The 19,285-nt window shown below is 73.9% G+C and carries 15 protein-coding genes; 8 read left to right on the top strand and 7 right to left on the bottom strand.

Annotated elements, in window-relative coordinates; genetic code table 11:
* Positions 1–12: 12 nt before the first annotated feature.
* Positions 13–1,500 (bottom strand): alpha/beta hydrolase family protein, encoded by a 1,488-nt coding sequence (locus tag BLU95_RS02915; protein ID WP_093864595.1) that lies wholly within the window; start codon positions 1,498–1,500, stop codon positions 13–15.
* A gap of 197 nt (positions 1,501–1,697) precedes the next feature.
* Here BLU95_RS02915 and BLU95_RS02910 point away from each other — a divergent pair, with 197 nt between their 5' ends.
* The 5 genes from BLU95_RS02910 to katG all read left to right on the top strand — a co-directional run bounded on the left by BLU95_RS02910 (position 1,698) and on the right by katG (position 8,836).
* Positions 1,698–3,140, top strand: a complete 1,443-nt coding sequence (locus BLU95_RS02910) for a sensor histidine kinase (protein ID WP_231978233.1) — start codon at positions 1,698–1,700, stop codon at positions 3,138–3,140.
* Positions 3,137–3,799, top strand: coding sequence for a response regulator (locus tag BLU95_RS02905; protein ID WP_093858535.1), 663 nt, complete (start codon positions 3,137–3,139; stop codon positions 3,797–3,799). The genes BLU95_RS02910 and BLU95_RS02905 overlap by 4 nt, the downstream gene beginning before the upstream one ends.
* Positions 3,800–3,897: 98 nt before the next feature.
* Positions 3,898–5,919: a glycosyl hydrolase gene (locus BLU95_RS02900; RefSeq protein WP_159424738.1), complete on the top strand. Its 2,022-nt coding sequence runs from the start codon at positions 3,898–3,900 to the stop codon at positions 5,917–5,919.
* A 139-nt stretch (positions 5,920–6,058) separates the two neighbouring features.
* On the top strand, positions 6,059–6,490 hold the full coding sequence (locus tag BLU95_RS02895) for a DUF5959 family protein (protein ID WP_093858533.1): 432 nt from the start codon (positions 6,059–6,061) through the stop codon (positions 6,488–6,490).
* 156 nt (positions 6,491–6,646) lie between these two features.
* Positions 6,647–8,836: a catalase/peroxidase HPI gene (katG, locus tag BLU95_RS02890; RefSeq protein ID WP_093858532.1), complete on the top strand. Its 2,190-nt coding sequence runs from the start codon at positions 6,647–6,649 to the stop codon at positions 8,834–8,836.
* 158 nt (positions 8,837–8,994) lie between these two features.
* Here the strand turns inward: katG and BLU95_RS02885 are convergent, their stop codons facing one another.
* The 5 genes from BLU95_RS02885 to BLU95_RS02865 all read right to left on the bottom strand — a co-directional run bounded on the left by BLU95_RS02885 (position 8,995) and on the right by BLU95_RS02865 (position 14,090).
* Complete coding sequence (locus BLU95_RS02885; protein WP_159424737.1) at positions 8,995–9,384, bottom strand: transglycosylase family protein; 390 nt, start codon at positions 9,382–9,384, stop codon at positions 8,995–8,997.
* Positions 9,385–9,872: 488 nt separating this feature from the next.
* The gene (locus BLU95_RS02880) at positions 9,873–10,508 is read right to left on the bottom strand and encodes a TMEM175 family protein (protein WP_173861997.1); all 636 of its coding nucleotides are present in this window, start codon (positions 10,506–10,508) and stop codon (positions 9,873–9,875) included.
* 143 nt (positions 10,509–10,651) lie between these two features.
* Positions 10,652–11,383, bottom strand: a complete 732-nt coding sequence (locus BLU95_RS02875; protein WP_093858531.1) for a heparin lyase I family protein — start codon at positions 11,381–11,383, stop codon at positions 10,652–10,654.
* A gap of 236 nt (positions 11,384–11,619) precedes the next feature.
* Positions 11,620–13,050, bottom strand: a complete 1,431-nt coding sequence (locus BLU95_RS02870; RefSeq protein ID WP_093858530.1) for a uracil-xanthine permease family protein — start codon at positions 13,048–13,050, stop codon at positions 11,620–11,622.
* Positions 13,051–13,313: 263 nt separating this feature from the next.
* A complete protein-coding gene (locus tag BLU95_RS02865) occupies positions 13,314–14,090 on the bottom strand; it encodes an adenosylcobinamide amidohydrolase (RefSeq protein WP_231978232.1) in 777 nt (258 codons plus the stop codon).
* Positions 14,091–14,307: 217 nt separating this feature from the next.
* Here BLU95_RS02865 and BLU95_RS02860 point away from each other — a divergent pair, with 217 nt between their 5' ends.
* The 3 genes from BLU95_RS02860 to BLU95_RS02850 are packed head-to-tail and all read left to right on the top strand — an operon-like array spanning position 14,308 to position 17,869.
* Positions 14,308–15,819 carry an MmgE/PrpD family protein gene (locus BLU95_RS02860; protein ID WP_093858529.1) on the top strand — a complete coding sequence of 504 codons (1,512 nt, stop codon included), beginning with the start codon at positions 14,308–14,310 and terminating at the stop codon, positions 15,817–15,819.
* The gene (prpB, locus tag BLU95_RS02855) at positions 15,819–16,724 is read left to right on the top strand and encodes a methylisocitrate lyase (protein WP_093858528.1); all 906 of its coding nucleotides are present in this window, start codon (positions 15,819–15,821) and stop codon (positions 16,722–16,724) included. The genes BLU95_RS02860 and prpB overlap by 1 nt, the downstream gene beginning before the upstream one ends.
* 20 nt (positions 16,725–16,744) lie before the next feature.
* Complete coding sequence (locus BLU95_RS02850; protein WP_093858527.1) at positions 16,745–17,869, top strand: bifunctional 2-methylcitrate synthase/citrate synthase; 1,125 nt, start codon at positions 16,745–16,747, stop codon at positions 17,867–17,869.
* A 25-nt stretch (positions 17,870–17,894) separates the two neighbouring features.
* Here the strand turns inward: BLU95_RS02850 and thiI are convergent, their stop codons facing one another.
* Entirely contained in the window at positions 17,895–19,172 is a 1,278-nt protein-coding gene (gene thiI, locus BLU95_RS02845) for a tRNA uracil 4-sulfurtransferase ThiI (protein ID WP_093858526.1), read from the bottom strand.
* Positions 19,173–19,285 lie beyond the last annotated feature (113 nt).

Genomic DNA, 19,285 nt, shown 5'->3' with positions numbered 1-19,285 from the left:
GGGCACGCCCCCTCAGCGCCCGCCCGGGGCCCGGACGGTGAGGCTGCCGTAGGCCGACAGCGCGCCGGACAGGTCGCCCGGCCGGTCGCGCAGAGCGGCGTCCAGGAAGGCGAGGGTGGCCCCGGCGACGACGCGCGGGCTCCGGGCGCGGCCCAGGGAGCCGACGATGCCCGGGACCGGCGGCAGGTACAGCGGGCCGTCCATGAAGCTGAGGTGCGCCGCGCCGGGAACGGTCAGCCGGTAGCTCGTCGCCGTGTTCGCCGCGAGCGCCTCGGTCAGCCGGGGGAGGTACCGGGCGTCGGTCGCCCCGGTCAGCGCCTGGGTCATCGCGAGCACCGGCCGGTCGAGCGAGGGCGAGGCCGGGCCGTGCGGGAAGCCGTCCAGATCGACGACGGCACGGAACCGGTGGTCCTGCCGGGCGGCCTGGAGCGCGGCGGCGCCCCCCATCGAATGGCCGGTCACCGCGGCCCGGCCGGTGTCCAGCCGCCCGGTCAGCGGGTCGCCGCTCCCGGCGCGGTCCAGACCCTCCAACTGGCTGAGGACGAAACCGAGATCGGCGGCCCGGACCGCCGTCCAGCCGGCCGCCAGCTTCTCGTCCTGGTCCGCGTCGCCGGAGGAGGAGGTCTCGGTGGTGACCGTCCGGCCGTCGGCGAGGACGACGGCCGCGGAGTCGTACGGGTGGTCGAGGGCGGCCACCAGGTAACCGTGGCTCGCGAGTTCCTCCGCCCAGGCGGTGTTCTGGGTGCGCACCCCGCCCGATCCGGGCGAGAACAGCACCACCGGGAAGCGGCCGCCGTCCCCGGCCACCGGGGCGTCGAAGACCGAACGGCTGCGGGCCCGCGGCACACCGTCCATCAGGAAGTCCGGCAGGCCGACCCCGCCGGCGAGGGCCCCGGCGACGGTCCGCGCCTCGGCCTCGGTGCGCCCGAGGTACTGGGCCCGCGGCGCACCGGCGGGGCTCCTCCCCGCGGGGTACCAGAGCTGGACCACGACCGTGCGCCGGTCGGCCGGATCGGGGGTGAAGGTCTCCGGCCGCTGCTGGTCGGTCCACTGCAGCACCCGGGTGCCGACCGCGAACCCGCCCGTGGGCTCGGGGAACTCGGGAACGGGGAAGGCCCAGGCGGACACCGGCCCGGCGGCGACCAGCCCGGCGCAGGCCAGCGATCCCGGCAGCGCCAGCCACCAGCGGGCCCGCCACGCCGTCCGGCCGGACCGCCGGCGCAGCAGCGGGGCGAGGGCGGACGGCAGGGCGAGGAGGGCACCGGCCAGGACCGGCAGCAGCTGCCAGCGGATCCCGGTCACGAGCAGCACGAGCCCGGACAGGACGAGCACCGCGCCCGCCACGACCGTGGTGCGGGGGCGGGCGGCCGGGGGCAGCCAGCGCGCCACCACCAGGGCGAGGGCGGCCAGCAGGGCGAGGATTTCCAGGGGGGACAGGAACAGTCCCGAGATGATCTCGTTCACCCGGCCATCGTCGGCGGCGGGCACCTGACGCCGCATCGCCCCCGGGTCGCCGCCCGGTCCCACCCCGGGCGGGCACCGGCACCCCTGCCGCTGCGACCGGGGTGGCAGCCGGGCGCCCCGGACCGGCGGTCGCGTTGCGACCGGGGGAGGTGTCCGCCCTCCTCCTCGGGTCGTAGACGGCCCCGGCACCGTCCGACGGTGGGCGCATGTGCCCGGCGGGCCGGTGGCCTACCGTGACAGGGCCGCGGAAACGCCCGGACGGCGACAGCGACCAGGGCAAGCGCAGCACCCACGGCTGCAAGAGCGACCCGAACGACAAGCGTGACCCGAACGACAAGAGCAACCAGTACAACCAGTACAACCAGAACAACAAGAGCGAACCAGAGCGACCAGAGCGACCAGAACGACAAGGACGACAAGGACGACAAGGACGTGCGATGACCGAGGCGGCCGCGGTACCCGGAAAGGCCCCCCGGCCGTGGGCGGGCCGGCTGGGACGGGCGGCCACCGCCGCGGCCCGCCGGATCCCCCGGCTGCCGCCCCAGGTATGGGACGCGCTGCTCCCGGCGCTCCTCCTCCTCAACGCCGCGACCGTGCCCGTGCCGCAGGAACGGGCGTTCACCGTGGCCCTCACCGCCGCCCTCGCGCTGCCCCTGCTGTGGCGCCGCCGGGCCCCGCTCGCGGTGTTCGGCGCGGTGGTGGCCGCGGCCACCGTCCAGTGGCTGCTGGACGTCCAACTCCCCGCCGACATCGCCGTCCTGGTGGCCCTCTACACGGTGGCCGCGCGCTCCGACCGGCGCACCGCACTGGCCGCCGCCGCCGTCGTGGAGGCGGGAGTCCTGCTGGCCTGCCTGCGCTGGGCGCCGGACGGCGCGTTCGCCACCCCGTTCGTCGCCGTCACCGCGACGACCGTGGCCGCCGCCGTCCTCGGGACGAACGTACGCACCACCCGCGCCTACCTCGCCGCCGTGGAGGAACGGGCCGCACACCGGGAGCGGGAGCAGGAACAGCGGGCACGACTCGCCGTCGCCGAGGAACGGGCGCGGATCACCCGCGAGATGCACGACATCGTCACCCACAACCTCTCCGTCATGGTCGCGCTCGCCGACGCCGCCGGCTACGCGCGGCAGCGGTCGCCCGACCGGGCCGACGCGGCGATGCGGCAGATCTCCGGGACCGGCCGGCAGGCGCTGACCGACATGCGGCGCTCGCTGGGCGTCCTGCGGTCCGACGAACCGGACGCCGAGCGCCACCCGCTGCCCGGAATCGCCCAACTGGACGCCCTCGCCGAGCAGATGTCCGCCGCCGGCCTGCCGACCCGGCTGGAGGTCCACGGCGGCCACGGCCACCTGCCCGCCACCGCCCAGCTCACCGTCTACCGCCTGGTGCAGGAAGCCTTGACCAACGCCCTCAAACACACCCCCGCCGGCACCGGCGCGACGGTCCGGATCGGCTGCTCGCCCGGCACCGTCACCGTCGACGTCACCGACAACGGCCCCTGCCCGCCACCCTCCGCCGGAGCCCCCGCCGCCGCACCCTCCGGCCACGGCATCCCCGGCATGCGCGAGCGCGCGGCCGCCTACGGGGGCACGCTGCGGGCCGGACCGCTCCCGGGCGGCGGCTGGGGCGTCCGTACCCGGCTGCTCCTCGACAGCGCCGGGGCGGTGCCCGCATGACGATCCGGATCCTGATCGTCGACGACGAGGCCCTGCTCCGGATGGCCTTCGGCACCGTCCTGGACGCCCAGCCCGACATGGCCCCGGTCGGCGAGGCCGCGGACGGGCAGCAGGCCGTCCGGCTCGCCCGGGAGCTGCGCCCCGATGTCGTCCTGATGGACGTCCGGATGCCCGGGACGGACGGGATCGAGGCGACCCGCGAGGTGGTCCGGGTCTCCCCGCGGAGCAGGGTGCTGATCCTCACCACCTTCGACCTGGACGAGTACGCCTTCGCCGGGCTGCACGCCGGAGCCTCCGGCTTCCTGCTGAAGAACACCAGGCCGGAGGAGCTGCTCGGCGCGATCCGGACCGTGGCCGCGGGCGACGCCGTGGTGTCGCCGCGGATCACCCGGCGCCTGCTGGAGACCCTCCGCCCGCACATCCCGGACGGCCGCGCTGCCGCGCGCGACGACCGGCTCGGCCGGCTCAGCGCCCGGGAGCGCGAGGTGCTGGTCGAGGTCGGCCGGGGGCTGTCCAACGCCGAGATCGCGGCCGCCCTGTACCTGGCGGAGGCGACCGTGAAGTCCCATCTGGGGCGGGTCCTGCAGAAGCTGGAACTCCGCGACCGGATCCAGGCGGTGGTCTACGCCCACGAGAACCGTCTGGTCCGGCCGGGGTGACGCCCCCACCGGCCGTCGTCCGGACGGACGTCCAGCCCCTAGTGTGATCATCGGCAGGACGGATGCTCCTGCCTGTGCCGAAGGCAACGGGGGTGCTGATGAGGCTGCGTCGACGATCCGTCGCGGCCCTGCTCGCGGTGGCGAGCGTGCTGGGCGGCGGGAGCGCCGCCGCGCCGGTGGCGGTGGCGGCCGCCGTTCCACCGGTGGACGCGGGGGCGAGCCCGCAGGCGCGGGCGGTGCTGGACTGGCTCGCGCACCTGCCCGACCGGGGACTGCGGAACAGGACGGCGTCCGGATTCTTCGCCGGGTACAGCGGCAGCGCCGCGGCCGGGTCCGGAAAGGACTTCGCCACCCAGTACCGGGACGTCACCGAACTGGCCGACCGGACGGGCCGGTTCCCGGCGATCCTCGCCTGCGACTACGCGAGCGGCTGGAACGCCGGCGGGGAGCCGACCGCGATCGACTCGGGCTGCGACACCGAGATGATCGAGCACGCCGGTCGCGGCGGACTGGTCTCGGTGAGCGTCCACCTGCCGAACCCGGTGGCGGGCGCCGCGTGGCGGACTCCGCTGCCGCAGCCGGCGTTCCGGCAGCTGTCCGACCCGGCCACCGCCGTCGGCCGGGCCTGGCGGAGCGAACTCGACGACGTCGCGGCCGGGTTGCGGCGACTGTCCGACGCCGGGGTGCCCGTGCTGTTCCGGCCGTTCCACGAGATGAACGGGGACTGGTTCTGGTGGGGCCGCCAGGACCCGGCCGACTTCGCGGCACTGTGGCGCGGCACCTACGACTACCTCACCACCGCCAAGGGCCTGCACAACCTGCTGTGGACGTACGCGCCGAACTGCGGATCCGCCGACCCCACCGCCTACTGGGTCGGCCGCTCCTACGCCGACGTGGTCGGACTGGACTGCTACACCGCCGACCCGTCCGCGATCACCGGTTACGAGAAGCTGCTCGAGCTCGGCAAGCCGTTCGCGTTCACCGAGATCGGCCCCGGTGCGGGCGCGGGCGGCACCTTCGACTACGACCTGTGGGTGAAGGCGCTGCACGAGCGCTTCCCGCGCACCTCCTACTTCCTGGCCTGGAACAACGAGTGGAGTCCGGCCCGGAACGTCAACGGCGCCGAGCTGATGAACGACCCGTGGACGGTGAACCGGGGAGGGGTCGACCTCGCCGCCGCCCCGGCGGAGGACCCGCCGGTGTCCTACCAGGACTTCGAGAGCGGCACCCAGGGCTGGAGCGGCTGGCACCTCGCGGCCGGCCCGTGGCAGGTGACCGAGTGGTCCGCCCGCGGCAGCGGGTCGCTCAAGGCGGACGTGGACCTCGGCACCGGCGCCGCCTACCTGAACAAGGTCGGCCCGCTCGACCTCTCCGGCGACACCGTGCTCAGCGTCGACGCCCGCACCGCGCCGTGGGGCGACCAGGCGGGCGGCACCCGCGCCAAGCTCTACGTGCGCACCGGCACCGGCGACGCCGCGGGCTGGACCTGGACGGACTCGGGTGCCGTCACCGTCGACACCAAGTCCACCCGGCTGGTCCTGGACCTGACCAGGGTCCCGGACCGGGCCCACGTCCGCGAGATCGGCGTCGAGTTCGCCCCCGCGGCCGGGGCGGGCGGCCGGTCCGCGGTCTACCTCGACGACGTGCGGCGCGGCGGCCTGCTGGCCGGCTTCGAGCACGGCACCGAGGGCTGGTCCGGGTCCGGTGCGGCGGCCGGACCCTGGGCGGTCGCCGACGAGGGAGCGGCCGAGGGCCGCAGCGCGCTCAAGGCCGACGTCGAGCCCGAGCGGGGCGCCGTCCGGCTCGGGCGGACCGCCCCCGTCGACCTGACCGGGGCCACCGTGCTCACCGTCGCCGCCGGCACCGCGCCCTGGGGGCAGCAGGCGGGCGGCACCACGGCCAGGCTGTACGTGCGCGCCGGGACCGGCGACGCCTCCGGCTGGAGCTGGACCGAGAGCCCCGCCGTCACCGTCGGCCCGGACGGGCGGGTCCTGCGGCTGGACCTGGCCGGGGTGCCCGACCCCGCCCACGTGCGGGAGATCGGTGTGGTCCTCACCCCCGCACCGGGTGCCACCGGTCGTACCGCCGTGTACCTGGACGCCCTGCGCCGGTGGAGCTGACCGGCCCGCCCGCCCGGCGGCCGGGCCGTCGGTGCGGCCTGGCACGATCCCGGTACCGCGGCCGCCCGCCGCGCCGGTCCCCGTCGGGGGAGCGGGGCGGCGGGCGGCCGGCCGAGGACGGACGGAAGCGGGGACAACCGTGGGCGGGGACATCATCAGGTTGGCGGACCGGACGCGGAACGTCACGGTGGAGCTGGACGGGCCGACGGCGCGCGCCCGGCGGGAGGGCCGGTACGAGGCCGAGATCGTGATCAGGACCGGTTTCGTCACCGCGCAGCTGCCGGTGCACCTCACCGACGCCGACCTCGCGGACCTCGCGGGGTGGCTCTCCGCCCGCGCCGCGGCCGAGGAGGCCGGCACGCCGCCGGACGGCGCCGCCACCGACTGGCCGGAGTCCGGCCGCAGCGCCTACCTGCGGCTGCACGCCGCCGACCCGTTCGTGGTCGAGATCCGCGACCCGGTGCAGAGCGGTGTCACCGTCACCGTGCCGCTGGAGCTGCGCGACGGCTGGGCCGCCCGCGCCGCCGCCCGGCTCGACGTGCTGCGCGCCGGGCTCGCCGACGGGTCCTGAGCCCGGCGCCGGCGCCGCCGGGCGCCGCCCGTCGGCCGCGTGCCGTGCCTCCGCCCCGTCCGGTGAAGGCCCCGCGTGTTCTGCCCGCCGTACGGTCCCGGGTGCGGGACCATACGGGCGAAAGGGCAGATAACAACTGAGGACGAAGGGGCGGACGTGTCCGGCAGCGACAGCGAGAACCCAGCAATTCCTTCCCCCACCCCCGAGGCGACCGGGCCCAGGAGCAACCGCGACTGGTGGCCCGAGCAGTTGGACCTCCAGGTCCTGCACCGGCATTCGCCGCTCTCCGACCCGATGGACGAGGACTTCGACTACGCGGCGGAGTTCGCCACCCTCGACGTCGAGGCGCTGAAGCGGGACGTCGTCGCGCTGATGACCGACTCCCAGGACTGGTGGCCCGCCGACTACGGCCACTACGGGCCGCTGTTCATCCGGATGAGCTGGCACGCCGCCGGCACCTACCGGATCTCCGACGGCCGGGGCGGCGGCGGCAGCGGCGCCCAGCGCTTCGCGCCGCTCAACAGCTGGCCGGACAACGCCAGCCTGGACAAGGCCCGGCGCCTGCTCTGGCCGGTCAAGCAGAAGTACGGCCGGAAGATCTCCTGGGCCGACCTGCTGGTCTTCACCGGGAACTGCGCCATGGAGTCGATGGGCTTCCGGACCTTCGGCTTCGGCTTCGGCCGCGAGGACATCTGGGAGCCCGAGGAGGTCTTCTGGGGCCCCGAGGACACCTGGCTCGGCGACGAGCGCTACAGCGGCGAGCGCGACCTCGCGAATCCGCTCGGCGCCGTGCAGATGGGGCTGATCTACGTGAACCCGGAGGGCCCCAACGGCAATCCGGACCCGAGGGCCGCCGCCGTCGACATCCGGGAGACCTTCGCGCGGATGGCGATGAACGACGAGGAGACGGTCGCGCTCATCGTCGGCGGACACACCTTCGGCAAGTGCCACGGCGCCGTGGACCCGTCCTGCGTCGGCCCGGAGCCCGAGGGCGCCCCGATCGAACAGCAGGGCCTGGGCTGGCGCAGCACCTGCGGCAGCGGCTCCGGCGCCGACGCCCTCACCAGCGGACTCGAGGGCGCCTGGACCACCGAGCCGACCCGCTGGGACAACGGTTACCTGGACAACCTGTTCCGCTACGACTGGGAACTCACCACCAGCCCGGCCGGGGCCAAGCAGTGGAAGCCCACCGACCCGGCGGCCGCGAGCGCCGTGCCGGACGCGCACGACCCCGCGAAGCGGCACGCCCCGATGATGCTGACCACGGACCTCGCCCTGCGCCAGGACCCGGTCTACGAGGCGATCTGCCGGCGCTTCCACGAGCACCCCGACCAGCTCGCCGAGGCCTTCGCCAAGGCCTGGTACAAGCTGCTGCACCGCGACATGGGCCCGGTGTCCCGCTACCTCGGACCGTGGGTGCCCGAGGCGCAGCTGTGGCAGGACCCGGTCCCCGCCGCCGACCACCGGCCGGTCACCGACGAGGACATCGCCGACCTCAAGAAGCGGATCGCCGACTCCGGCCTGGGCGTTCCGCAGCTGGTCGCCACCGCGTGGGCTTCGGCGGCGGTGTTCCGCGGCACCGACCTGCGCGGCGGCGCCAACGGCGCCCGGATCCGGCTCGCACCGCAGAAGGACTGGGAGGTCAACAACCTCCCCGAGGTGGCCGACACGGTCCGGCGGCTGGAGGAGATCAGGCGGGACTTCAACGCGGCGCAGAGCGGCGACCGGCGGATCTCGCTCGCCGACCTCGTCGTGCTGGGCGGCGGCGCGGCGGTCGAGCGGGCCGCGCACGCCGCCGGGCACGCCGTGACGGTCCCGTTCGCCCCGGGGCGCACCGACGCCTCGCAGGAGCAGACGGACGTGGAGTCCTTCGCGGTGCTCGAACCGCGGGCCGACGGGTTCCGGAACTACCTGCGGGCCGACGAGAAGCTCTCGCCCGAGTCCCTGCTGCTCGACCGGGCCGACCTGCTGACGCTGACCGCGCCGGAGCTGACCGTCCTGATCGGCGGGATGCGGGCGCTGAACGCCGGCTTCCGGGGCTCCCCGCACGGTGTCCTCACGCACCGGCCGGAGACGCTGACGACGGACTTCTTCGTCAATCTGCTCGACATGGGCACGGAGTGGAAGCCCTCGGCGTCGGAGGCGAACGTCTTCGAGGGGCGGGACCGGGCCACCGGCGCGGTGAAGTGGACGGCCACCGCCGTCGACCTCGTCCTCGGCTCGCACTCCCAGCTGCGCGCACTGGCCGAGGTCTACGGCTCCGGGGACGCGGACGAGAAGTTCGTCCGGGACTTCGTGGCGGCGTGGACGAAGGTGATGAACCTCGACCGGTTCGACCTGCGCTGAGCGGCCGTCCGGCCGGCCGGTGCGAGGCCGACCGGCGGACGGTCCGGCCCGGGAACGCACGACGCCGCTGATACCGGACCTTCCCCCGTGGTGGGGGTGGTCGGGTGTCAGCGGCGTGTGTCGTGGTGCGGCCCCCGGTGGTGGTGGGGGCGGGGGTGTTACTTGGTGAGGCCGGCCTTGACGGAGCAGACGGGCCAGGCGCCGGGGCCCTGGGCGGCGAGGACCTTCTCGCCGACGGAGATCTGCTGGGCCTTGGTGGCCTGGTGGGCCTGGGGGGCGTAGGCGGTGCCGCCGAAGGCGGCCCAGGTGGAGCTGGTGAACTGCAGGCCGCCGTAGAAGCCGTTGCCGGAGTTGATGGCCCAGTTGCCGGTGGCCTCGCAGGCGGCGACCTTGTCCCAGACGGTGGCGGGGGCGGCGGAGGCGGCGTTCGCCGTGACGAGGCCGGCCACCGGCAGGGCGGTGAGGGCCCCGGCCATGAGTGCCATCCGGACGCGGTTGCGGCGCTTGGTGGCGGTGGTGGCGGTGGCGGTCTCGTTACGGAAGGTCATGCGGTTCCTTTCGGAGCGGGATGCGGGCGTGCGGAACCAGGCCCCGGGGAGGGAGTGGTTTCGGGACGCGACGCTCGCGTGGTCGGGCACCGTGCGGGCTCCGGGGCGGTGAGGCCCTGGTGAGCGGCTCGTTCGGTGCAACGCATTCGAAGTTACGGGGGTGGGGGTGGTGTTTCAAGGATTCGGAGGTTTAGCCACGTCAGCGGGGGGTTACCGTGGGTATGGATCATGAGAATGGGTTGATTTGAAGGCAAATGCCCCGATTTTCAAGATCGAATACCGGTCGGAAGTGGCCTGGGCCACGTCGGCGGGCCTGTGAGGCCGGGCACACGGTCGACGAGGAGTGGCGGCCCGGTTCCGGCGGGTGCGGAAACCGCGCTCCCGGGCGGGCCCCGGAGGCGGCGCCGGGTGGTCCGGGCCACAGCGCTCACCCGCCGTACCCGACGCCGTCACCCGCCGTACCCGAAATGCCCCCGGCGCGGGCGCGGTCACACGTCCGACCGGCTGACCCGCGTGCTCCAGCGCCCGATGGCGACCTTCAGCGGCAGCAGGACCAGCCAGCCCCACACGACCCGGGACCCGATGAGGAAGCTCAGCGGCGCCGTGGCGGCGAAGACGACCACCGTCGCCCCGAGGTCCGCCAGATATGCATGGGCCTCCCGGTCCGGCAGTGGCGCCGCCCGGAGCCACGGGCGCCTCCACACCACGAGCAGCAGTGTGAACTGGGTGCTGCCGAGGACGGCGACGGCCGCGGAGTAGATGGCGACGGCCGAGGGTTCGCGCCCGTACTCGGCGATGAGGGAGGTGGGGAAGGGGAGCAGCGCCGCCACCCCCAGGCCGAACAGCGTCAGCCGGATCACCAGGCCGTCCACCTGGCGGACGCCGAGGAACAGGCGGTGGTGGTCGCGCCAGAAGGCCGCGAGGACGAGGAAGCTCAGGGCGTACGCGCCGACCTGGGGGAGGAGCTCGTGCAGCTGGCGGTGGAACTCGGCGGAATCGAGGCCATCCGGGAGCTTGATGTCGATGGCGAGCAGGGTGATCGCGATGGCGTAGACGCCGTCGGCCAGCGCGATCAGCCGTTCCGGCCTGCCGAGCAGGGGCTCCGGGGCTGTCGGGGTCGTCATCCTGCCGACCCTAGGCAGCCGAGGGCCGGGAGCGGCGCAGGCCGGACGGTCCGCCGGGCCGTGTCCCGCCCCCGGCCGATCGCCGGGCCCCGGGTCGGGAGCCGGGAGACGGTGTGTCGGGCCCGGATCTGCCGGGCCCCGGGTCAGGAGCCGGCGGTGGCCGCCTGGAGGGTGGTCGCCATGATCGGGCTGGTGAACGTGTTCGTCGCGTTCCCCGTGGACTGGTGGTAGGAGCCCCACTTGAGGTAGTTGCGGTCACCGTCCCAGGTGGTGCCCTTGAAGGTGCCGGAGCCGGTGGTGAAGGTCTGCTTCACCCCGTCGAACCAGAAGTCGATGGTGCCGTTGGTCCGGCCGAGCCGGATCTTCAGGGCGTAGGAGTGCCACTGGTTGTTGCTGGTCGGCGCGGTCCACAAGGTGTGCGCCACGTGGTGGGTGTCCCACTCCTGGAGGCGGATGCGCCCGTTGGTGGCGTCGATCTCGATCGGGTGGTTCGCCGTGCCGGCGCTCGGCGAGCACTTGAGCTGGAACACGTAGCGGCTGTTGTTGTCCTTGATGTTCAGTTTGGAGGACCAGCCGAGGTAGAAGGTGCTGCCCTCCTTCAGGTTCGGGCCGAGCGTCTCGCAGCGTTCCTCGCCGGCGGCCTGGAACGCCCGCCACACGCTGCCCTTGGCCGGGTCCTTCACGAGACCGAACTTCCCTTCCGCGCATTGCACTCCGGCGAAGGAGGAAGGGCCCTTGTCGGTGCTCGGGGTCCACAGGACGGTGGCCGCGGCGGTGGCGGAGCTGCCCGCGACGGCGGTGCCGCAGGTGATCGCGAACGCGCTGAGCGCCACGATCCCGGCGGTGGTCCGGTGGTGGTGGGGCGAAGACGGCATGTCACTCCCGGGTGGACGAGTCGTCGGAGTCGGAGGCCGACCGGGTGGTCGGACCGGACGTGCGGAGCGATTCGACCATCTGACGCCCTGTGGGACCAGCCGGGCGGGCCGGGCGTGGCCCTTTCGGGCAACGCCCCCGGCCGGCCACCCCCCCCGGTCGGCCGGGGGGCGGTCGACCGGGGGCGGTCACCCGCGGGAACGGCACGGGAACGGCACGGGGACGAGGGGGCGGACCGCTACGGCGAGAGTCGCCGGGCCCCGCCCGGCTCCTCGCCCGGTTCCCCGGCCGGGCCCGCGTCCGCGTCGTAGGAGGAGGTGCCCGAGTCGAGCAGCGGTTCCTGCGTCCTGAGGTGCGCCGGGGCCAGGGCCCGCAGCACGTGGTAGCCGGTGATGACCACCAGGGTGCCCAGGGCGATCCCGCTGAGGCTGAAGGTGTCGGTGAACTTCAGGGTGACGTTGCCGATGCCGATGATGATGCCCGCGGCGGCCGGCACCAGGTTCAACGGGTTGCGCAGGTCGACCCCGGACTTGACCCAGATCTGCGCGCCGAGCAGGCCGATCATGCCGTAGAGGATGACGGTGATGCCGCCGAGCACCCCGCCGGGGATCGCGGCGACCACGGCACCGAACTTCGGGCAGATGCCGAACAGCAGGGCGAAGCCGGCCGCGGCCCAGTAGGCGGCGGTGGAGTACACCCGGGTCGCGGCCATGACGCCGATGTTCTCGGAGTAGGTGGTGTTCGGCGGTCCGCCGAGCGCGGTGGACAGCATCGAGCCGACGCCGTCGGCCGAGATCGCGGTGCCGAGCCGGTCGTCCAGGTTGCGGCCGGTCATCTCGCCGACGGCCTTGATGTGCCCGGCGTTCTCGGCGACCAGCGCGATCACCACGGGCAGTGCCACCAGGATCGCGGACCACTCGAACGAGGGGCCGTGGAAGGTGGGCAGTCCGATCCAGTCCGCCGAGCCGACGCCGGACAGGTCCAGCCGCCAGTGGTCGGTGAGCTGCCCGCCCGCGTCCACCGAGTGGATCTTCCCGAAGACCCGGTCGAACAGCCAGGAGATCGCGTAGCCGAAGAGCAGTCCGAGGAAGATCGCCACCCGTGACCAGAAGCCGCGCAGGCACACCACGGCCAGCCCGGTGAACAGCATCACCAGCAGCGCCGTCCATTGGTCCTGCGGCCAATAGGTCGAGGCGGTCACGGGCGCGAGGTTGAAGCCGATCAGCATGACCACGGCGCCGGTGACGATCGGCGGCATCGCGGCGTGGATGATCCGCGCCCCGAACCACTGGACGGCCAGGCCCACCAGGAACAGCACCGCGCCCACGACGAACACGGCGCCGGTGACGGTCGCACTGGTCCCGCCCTGGGCCCGGATCACCGCGGCCACGCCGACGAAGGAGAGCGAGCAGCCGAGGTAGCTGGGCACCCGCCCCCGGGTGGCGAGCAGGAAGACCACGGTCGCGACGCCGGACATCATGATCGCCAGGTTGGGGTCCAGCCCCATCAGTACGGGTGCCACGAAGCTCGCGCCGAACATGGCCACCACGTGCTGGGCACCCAGCCCCGCCGTCCTGGGCCAGGAGAGCCGTTCGTCGGGACGGACGACCGCTCCCGGTGCGGGCGTACGCCCGTCACCGTGCAGCTTCCAGCGCACGCCGAGATCCATGTGGGGGTTCGCTTTCTCTGTACTTCCGGGTACTTCCGGTGGACTGTGCCGCACCATTCTCCTGGTCGGCGGCCCCTTCTCGTGCCTCCGGCGGAGAGCGGGGCGGCACTGACCGGTGCGGTTGCCGAGGGACCTGTCGGTACCGGTGGGAGAGGTCCCCGAGGGGCGCGGAGGGCGGGTCGGAAGCGCAATGCGACCCGGGGCCACGGCTGTGGGACGCGTGCGAGGGGCCCGAGGGACGCGACCGGACCTCCTCGGGCCGCTCACCCGGTGAGGCGGCCGGCCAGCAGGACGTTCTCGCAGCCGCACTCCGGTCGCGGCCCCTGGTGCGGCGCGGCCGGTCCGCGGGCCCGGCGGTCGCGATCGCGTTCCGCCCCGTCCCGCACGGCCCGGTGCACGGCCCGGGCCAGTCTGGCGCCCCACACCGACCGCGGCCCGCCGAACGGGTCGGCCGGCCCGCCGTCGACCGGGCTGCGGACGGCCACGCACACCGCGTCGGACGGCGTACCGGAACAGTCGTACCCGGCGTCCAGGAGCGCCTGCACCTTGGCCTCGGTGGCCGTCGCCAGCAGGTTCACCAGACCGGCGTCGGACACCGGTGCCGGTACGACCGCGAGGATGTTGATCGTGCCGGGCACGTACTGGGCGGGCGCCGGGACGACCGGCGGCGCGGCGGCCCAGGTCGGCACGCCGATGCCGGTCGTCACCAGGGCGACGGCGCCCCCGTCCTCCGACCAGGTGCAGTCGTCGACCTCCGCGGCCGTCATCAGACCGACGCCGGGCCCGCGCAGCCCCTCGGCCCGCGCCAGCTCCGCCAGGTGCCGGTCGGGGTCCATCCGGTCGTAACCGGCCCGGACCTGCGCGTTCAGCACCCAGCCGCGCTCGCCGGTCCCGCCGCCCAGCACCGCGCTGCTGACCATCCGCCACCCCGGGCCGGCCCGCCACACCACATGGTGACGGCACGAGCCGTCCTCGGACCGGGCGCGTCGCTGGACCACGGGCCGCTGGGTCTCCTGCACGGAGCTGTCCGCTGTGCTCACCTCGGAAGGTCGGGAATCCGGGCCCTTCCGCCTCCAGGAGGCGCCGGTGACGACCGGGCGAGGGGTTCGTGGGGATCCTAACGGTCCGCAGGATTCGCAGATTCACAGCTCGGCCGTGTACGGATTCGACAGATTGGCCTGCTGGATCATCGGCGCTCCGGCGGGCAGGCTCGACCGCACAAGCCCGGAACCGTTCCGACGCCCACGAGGAGCCCCCGTGATCGAGCACCACGTCCGTGTCCACCCGAGTGCCGACCGGCTGCCGCGCGAGGAGCAGCTCGCCTGGAAGCTCGCCGCCGTCGCCGCCGGCACCGAGGAGCTGGATCCCGAGAGCGCCGCGATGGCGGTCAACCGGGTGATCGACAACGCCTCCGTGGCGGTCGCCTCGCTGCTGCGGCGCCCGGTGGCGGTGGCCCGGGCCCAGGCGCACGCCCACGTCCACCACGCCGCGCCGGGTGCCCGGGTGTTCGGCAGCCTGGTGCGGGTCTCGCCGGAGTGGGCGGCGTGGGCCAACGGCACGGCGGTGCGCGAACTGGACTTCCACGACACCTACCTCGCCGCGGACTACTCCCACCCGGGCGACAACATCCCGCCGCTGCTCGCCGTCGCCCAGCACACCGGCCGCACCGGTGCCGACCTGCTGCGCGGCATCGTCGCCGCCTACGAGGTGCACGTCGCCCTGGTGAAGGGCATCTGCCTGCACGAGCACCGGATCGACCACGTGGCGCACCTGAGCGCGGCCACCGCCTGCGGGATCGGCACCCTGCTGCGACTGCCGACCGAGGTCACCTACCAGGCCGTCCAGCAGGCGGTGCACACCACCACCGCGACCCGGCAGTCCCGCAAGGGCGAGATCTCCAGCTGGAAGGCGTACGCCCCGGCGTTCGCCGGCAAGGCCGCGATCGAGGCCGTCGACCGGGCGATGCGCGGCGAGACCTCGCCCTCCCCGATCTACGAGGGCGAGGACGGCTTCCTCGCCCGGATGCTCGACGGACCCGGCTCCGACTACACCGTGCTGCTGCCCGAGGCCGGCGAGGCGCGCCGGGCGATCCTGGACACCTACACCAAGGAGCACTCCGCCGAGTACCAGGCCCAGGCGATCATCGACCTGGCCCGCCGGATGCGCGAGAAGACCGGCCCCCTGGAGCGGGTGCGCTCGGTGGTCCTGCACACCAGCCACCACACCCACCACGTCATCGGCTCCGGCGCGAACGACCCGCAGAAGTACGACCCCACCGCCAGCCGCGAGACCCTCGACCACTCGATCCCCTACATCCTCGCGGTCGCCCTGGAGGACGGCGCCTGGCACCACGAGCGCTCCTACGCCCCCGAGCGGGCCGCACGCCCCGGGACCGTCGCGCTCTGGCGGAGGATCACCACCGTCGAGGACCCGGAGTGGACCCGCCGCTACCACCACCCCGACCCGCAGCACCGGGCCTTCGGCGGCCGCGTGGTCGTCACTCTCGACGACGGCACCGTCGTCGAGGACGAACTCGCCGTCGCCGACGCCCACCCGGCGGGCGCCCGCCCCTTCGACCGGCCCGCCTACCAGCGCAAGTTCCGCACCCTCACCGACGGCCTGGTCACCCCCGCCGACCAGGACCGCTTCCTGACCGCCGCGGCGGACCTGGCCGAGCTGCGGGCCACCGACCTCGACGAACTGTTCCCGGCCGTCGACACCCAGGCCGTCCGGGACTTCGACGAGACCCTCCCGAAGGGCCTGTTCTGATGCTCCACACCCGCACCACCCCGGCCCAGCGCCGCCGCGCCCTGCGCGAACGGCTCGCCACCGGGCGGCTGCTGACCATGCCGGGCGCCTTCAACCCGCTCTCCGCCCGCCTGATCCAGGACCTCGGCTTCGAGGCCGCCTACCTCTCCGGCGCGGTGCTCGCCGCCGACCTCGGCCTGCCCGACATCGGCCTCACCACCGCCACCGAGATCGCCGACCGCGCCGGCCGGACCACCCGGGTCACGGACCTGCCGGTCCTCGTCGACGCGGACACCGGCTTCGGCGAACCGATGAACGCGGCCCGCACCGTCCAGCTGATGGAGGACGCCGGCCTGGCCGGCCTGCACCTGGAGGACCAGGTCAACCCCAAACGCTGCGGCCACCTCGACGGCAAGACGGTCGTACCCCGCACGGACATGGTCCGCCGGATCAGGGCCGCCGTCGACGCCCGCCGCGACCCCGACTTCCTGATCATGGCCCGCACCGACGCCCGCGCCGTCGAAGGACTCACCGCCGCGATCGACCGGGCCAAGGCCTACGTCGACGCCGGCGCCGACGCCGTCTTCCCCGAAGCCCTCGCCGACGAGGCCGAGTTCGAGGCCTTCCGCAAGGCCGTCGACGTCCCCCTGCTCGCCAACATGACCGAGTTCGGCAAGGGCCCGCTGCTCGACGCCTGCACCCTCCAGAACCTCGGCTACGACATCGCCCTCTACCCCGTCACCCTGCTGCGCCTGGCCATGGGCGCGGCCGAGGGCGGACTGCGCACCCTCGCCGCGGAAGGCACCCAGGAGTCCCTGCTGCCGCGCATGCAGACCCGCTCCCGCCTCTACGAACTCCTGGACTACCAGGCCTACTCGGCCTTCGACTCGGCCGTCTTCGACTTCACCCTCCCGCCCGGGAACTGACACACCGGAGGCACCACACCATGCTCGAGATCCATCGTGGACTCGCCGGTGTCGTCGTCGACACCACGGAGATCTCCACCGTCATCCAGGAGACCAACTCCCTCACCTACCGCGGCTACCCCGTCCAGGACCTCGCCGCCCACCGCTCCTTCGAGGAGGTCGCCCACCTCCTGTGGCACGGCGAGCTGCCCGACGACGCCCAACTGCGCGAGTTCCGGGCCCGTGAGCGCGCGCTGCGCCCGCTGGACCGCACCACCGCCGAGGTCCTGGCGAAGCTGCCGGAGACCTGCCACCCGATGGACGTGCTGCGCACCGCCGTCAGCTTCTTCGGCGCCGAGGACCCGACCGAGGACGACGGCCGCCCGGCCCCCAATCTCGCCAAGTCGCTCACCCTGCTGGCGAAGCTGCCCACCGTGGTCGCGGCCGACCAGCGCCGCCGGCGCGGACTGGCGCCGATCCCGCCGGACCCGGACCTCGGCTACGCGGAGAACTTCTTCCACATGTGCTTCGGCGCCGTCCCCGCCCCGGAGGTGGTCCGCTGTTTCGAGATCTCCCTGGTGCTCTACGCGGAACACAGCTTCAACGCCTCCACCTTCACCGCCCGCGTCGTCACCTCCACCCTGTCCGACCTCTACAGCGCCGTCACCGCCGCGATCGGCGCGCTCAAGGGCCCGCTGCACGGTGGTGCCAACGAGGCCGTGATGCACATGCTGGAGGAGATCGGCGACCCGGCCCGCGCCGCCGACTGGCTCGACGAGGCGCTCGCCGCCGAGCGGAAGATCATGGGCTTCGGCCACCGGGTCTACAAGCACGGCGACTCCCGCGTCCCGATCATGCAGGCCGCCCTCGACGACCTGATCGCCCGCAGCACCGACCCGGGGACCACCAGGCTGGCCGCCCTGCACGGCGCGCTGCGGGAGGCGATGCTGGAGCGCAAGGGCATCCATCCCAACCTCGACTACCCGGCCGGGCCGGCCTACCACCTGATGGGCTTCGACACCCCGGTGTTCACGCCGATCTTCGTGATGAGCCGGGTCACCGGCTGGACCGCCCACATCACCGAACAGCTCGCCCACAACGCCCTGATCCGACCGCTCGCCTCCTACGACGGGCCGGAGCAGCGGCCGGTGCCGGCCACCGTGTAGGCGGCCGGCCGGGGAGCGGACCGGGTCAGGACGGGACCGCGCAGGTCGCGCCCGCTTCCGGTGCCCGGTCCTCCTCCTGGCCGGGCCGCATCACCTGCACGTTCGCGAGCAGCGCCTCGACCAGCTCGTCCAGGTCGAGGCGCTTCTCCACGGCCCGCAGGTGGCCGATGCGGGTCCCGGTGCTGACCCGCGGCGGGGCGAGCAGGCTGCAGCAGTCCTCGTCCGGCAGGACGGAGATCTCGGCCGTGCCGAGGGCCCTGGCCTGGTCGATGATCTCCTGCTTCTCCCAGCCGACCAGCGGTCGCAGCACCGGCAGGGTGGCGGCCTGGTCCACGGCGACCATGTTGGCCAGGGTCTGACTGGCCACCTGTCCCAGACTGTCGCCGGTCACCAGCGCCTGCGCGCCGGTGCCGGCGGCCAGGGCCGAGGCCGTCCGGACCATGAGCCGGCGCTGGGCCACCACCTGCAGCCGGCCGGCACCCGCGACGGCCAGCTGCTTCTGTGCCTTGCCGAGGGCGACGACGTGCAGGGCCCCGGGCGGCTGGTAGCGGTTGAGCTCGCGGGCCAGTGCGTACGCCTTGTAGACGGAGGCCGGGTCGGTGTACGGCGCGCCGCTGAAGTGCACGAAGTCGCAGGCGAGTCCGCGCCGCATGGCGCGGTGCGCGGCCACCGGAGAGTCGTAGCCGCCGGAGAGCAGTACCAGGGCCCGTCCGCTGGCACCGACCGGCAGGCCGCTCAACCCGGCGTGGCGCTCCGCCGACAGGTACGTCTCGCGGTGGTCGACCTCGACGGTCAGGGTGACGTCGGGCGAGGTGAGGTCGACCCTCAGACCCTCGATCCGCGGCTGGAGGAGCGCGCCGAGGTGGCGCTCCAGCTGGGTGGAGGTCAGCGCGAAGGTCTTGTCCCGGCGTTTGGCCCGTACGGCGAAGCCGGTGGCGGCCCGTCCGGCGCAGGCGGTGCGCAGCACGTCCAGGGCGTTGGCCTCGACGGACTCCATCGTGCTGGGGACGCGGAGCGCCGGCTCGACGGAGCTGAATCCGATGACCGTGCGTGCCCGCTCCACCAGGGTCCCGACGGGTACCTCTCCGCCGAGCACGGTGATGTTGTGCGGGGACCGTATCCAGGTCGAGCCGCCTGCGCCGCGCAGGGCGGAACGGAGGTTGTCCTCCAGACGCCGGACGAACAGGTGCCGGTTGCGCCCCTTGAGGGCCACCTCGCCGTGCTTGAGCAGCACGCAGTGCCCGTACGGGGCGGTGGCGCCGCGGGGAGCGGGCAGGCGGGTCTCGTCGGTCGGGTGGTTCATTCGGAAGGCCCAGTCGTCGTCGGAGGTGTGGTCGGCTCCGCCCCTCGCGCGGGAGTGGCGGAGCCGGAGGGAAGTCGTGGTGCTCGGGCGGGGCCGGGCGGGAGCGCGGCGCG

Source organism: Streptomyces sp. TLI_053 (genome assembly GCF_900105395.1).
In the GTDB taxonomy this organism is placed as follows: domain Bacteria; phylum Actinomycetota; class Actinomycetes; order Streptomycetales; family Streptomycetaceae; genus Kitasatospora.
This window is presented reverse-complemented; position numbering and strand designations above follow the sequence as displayed.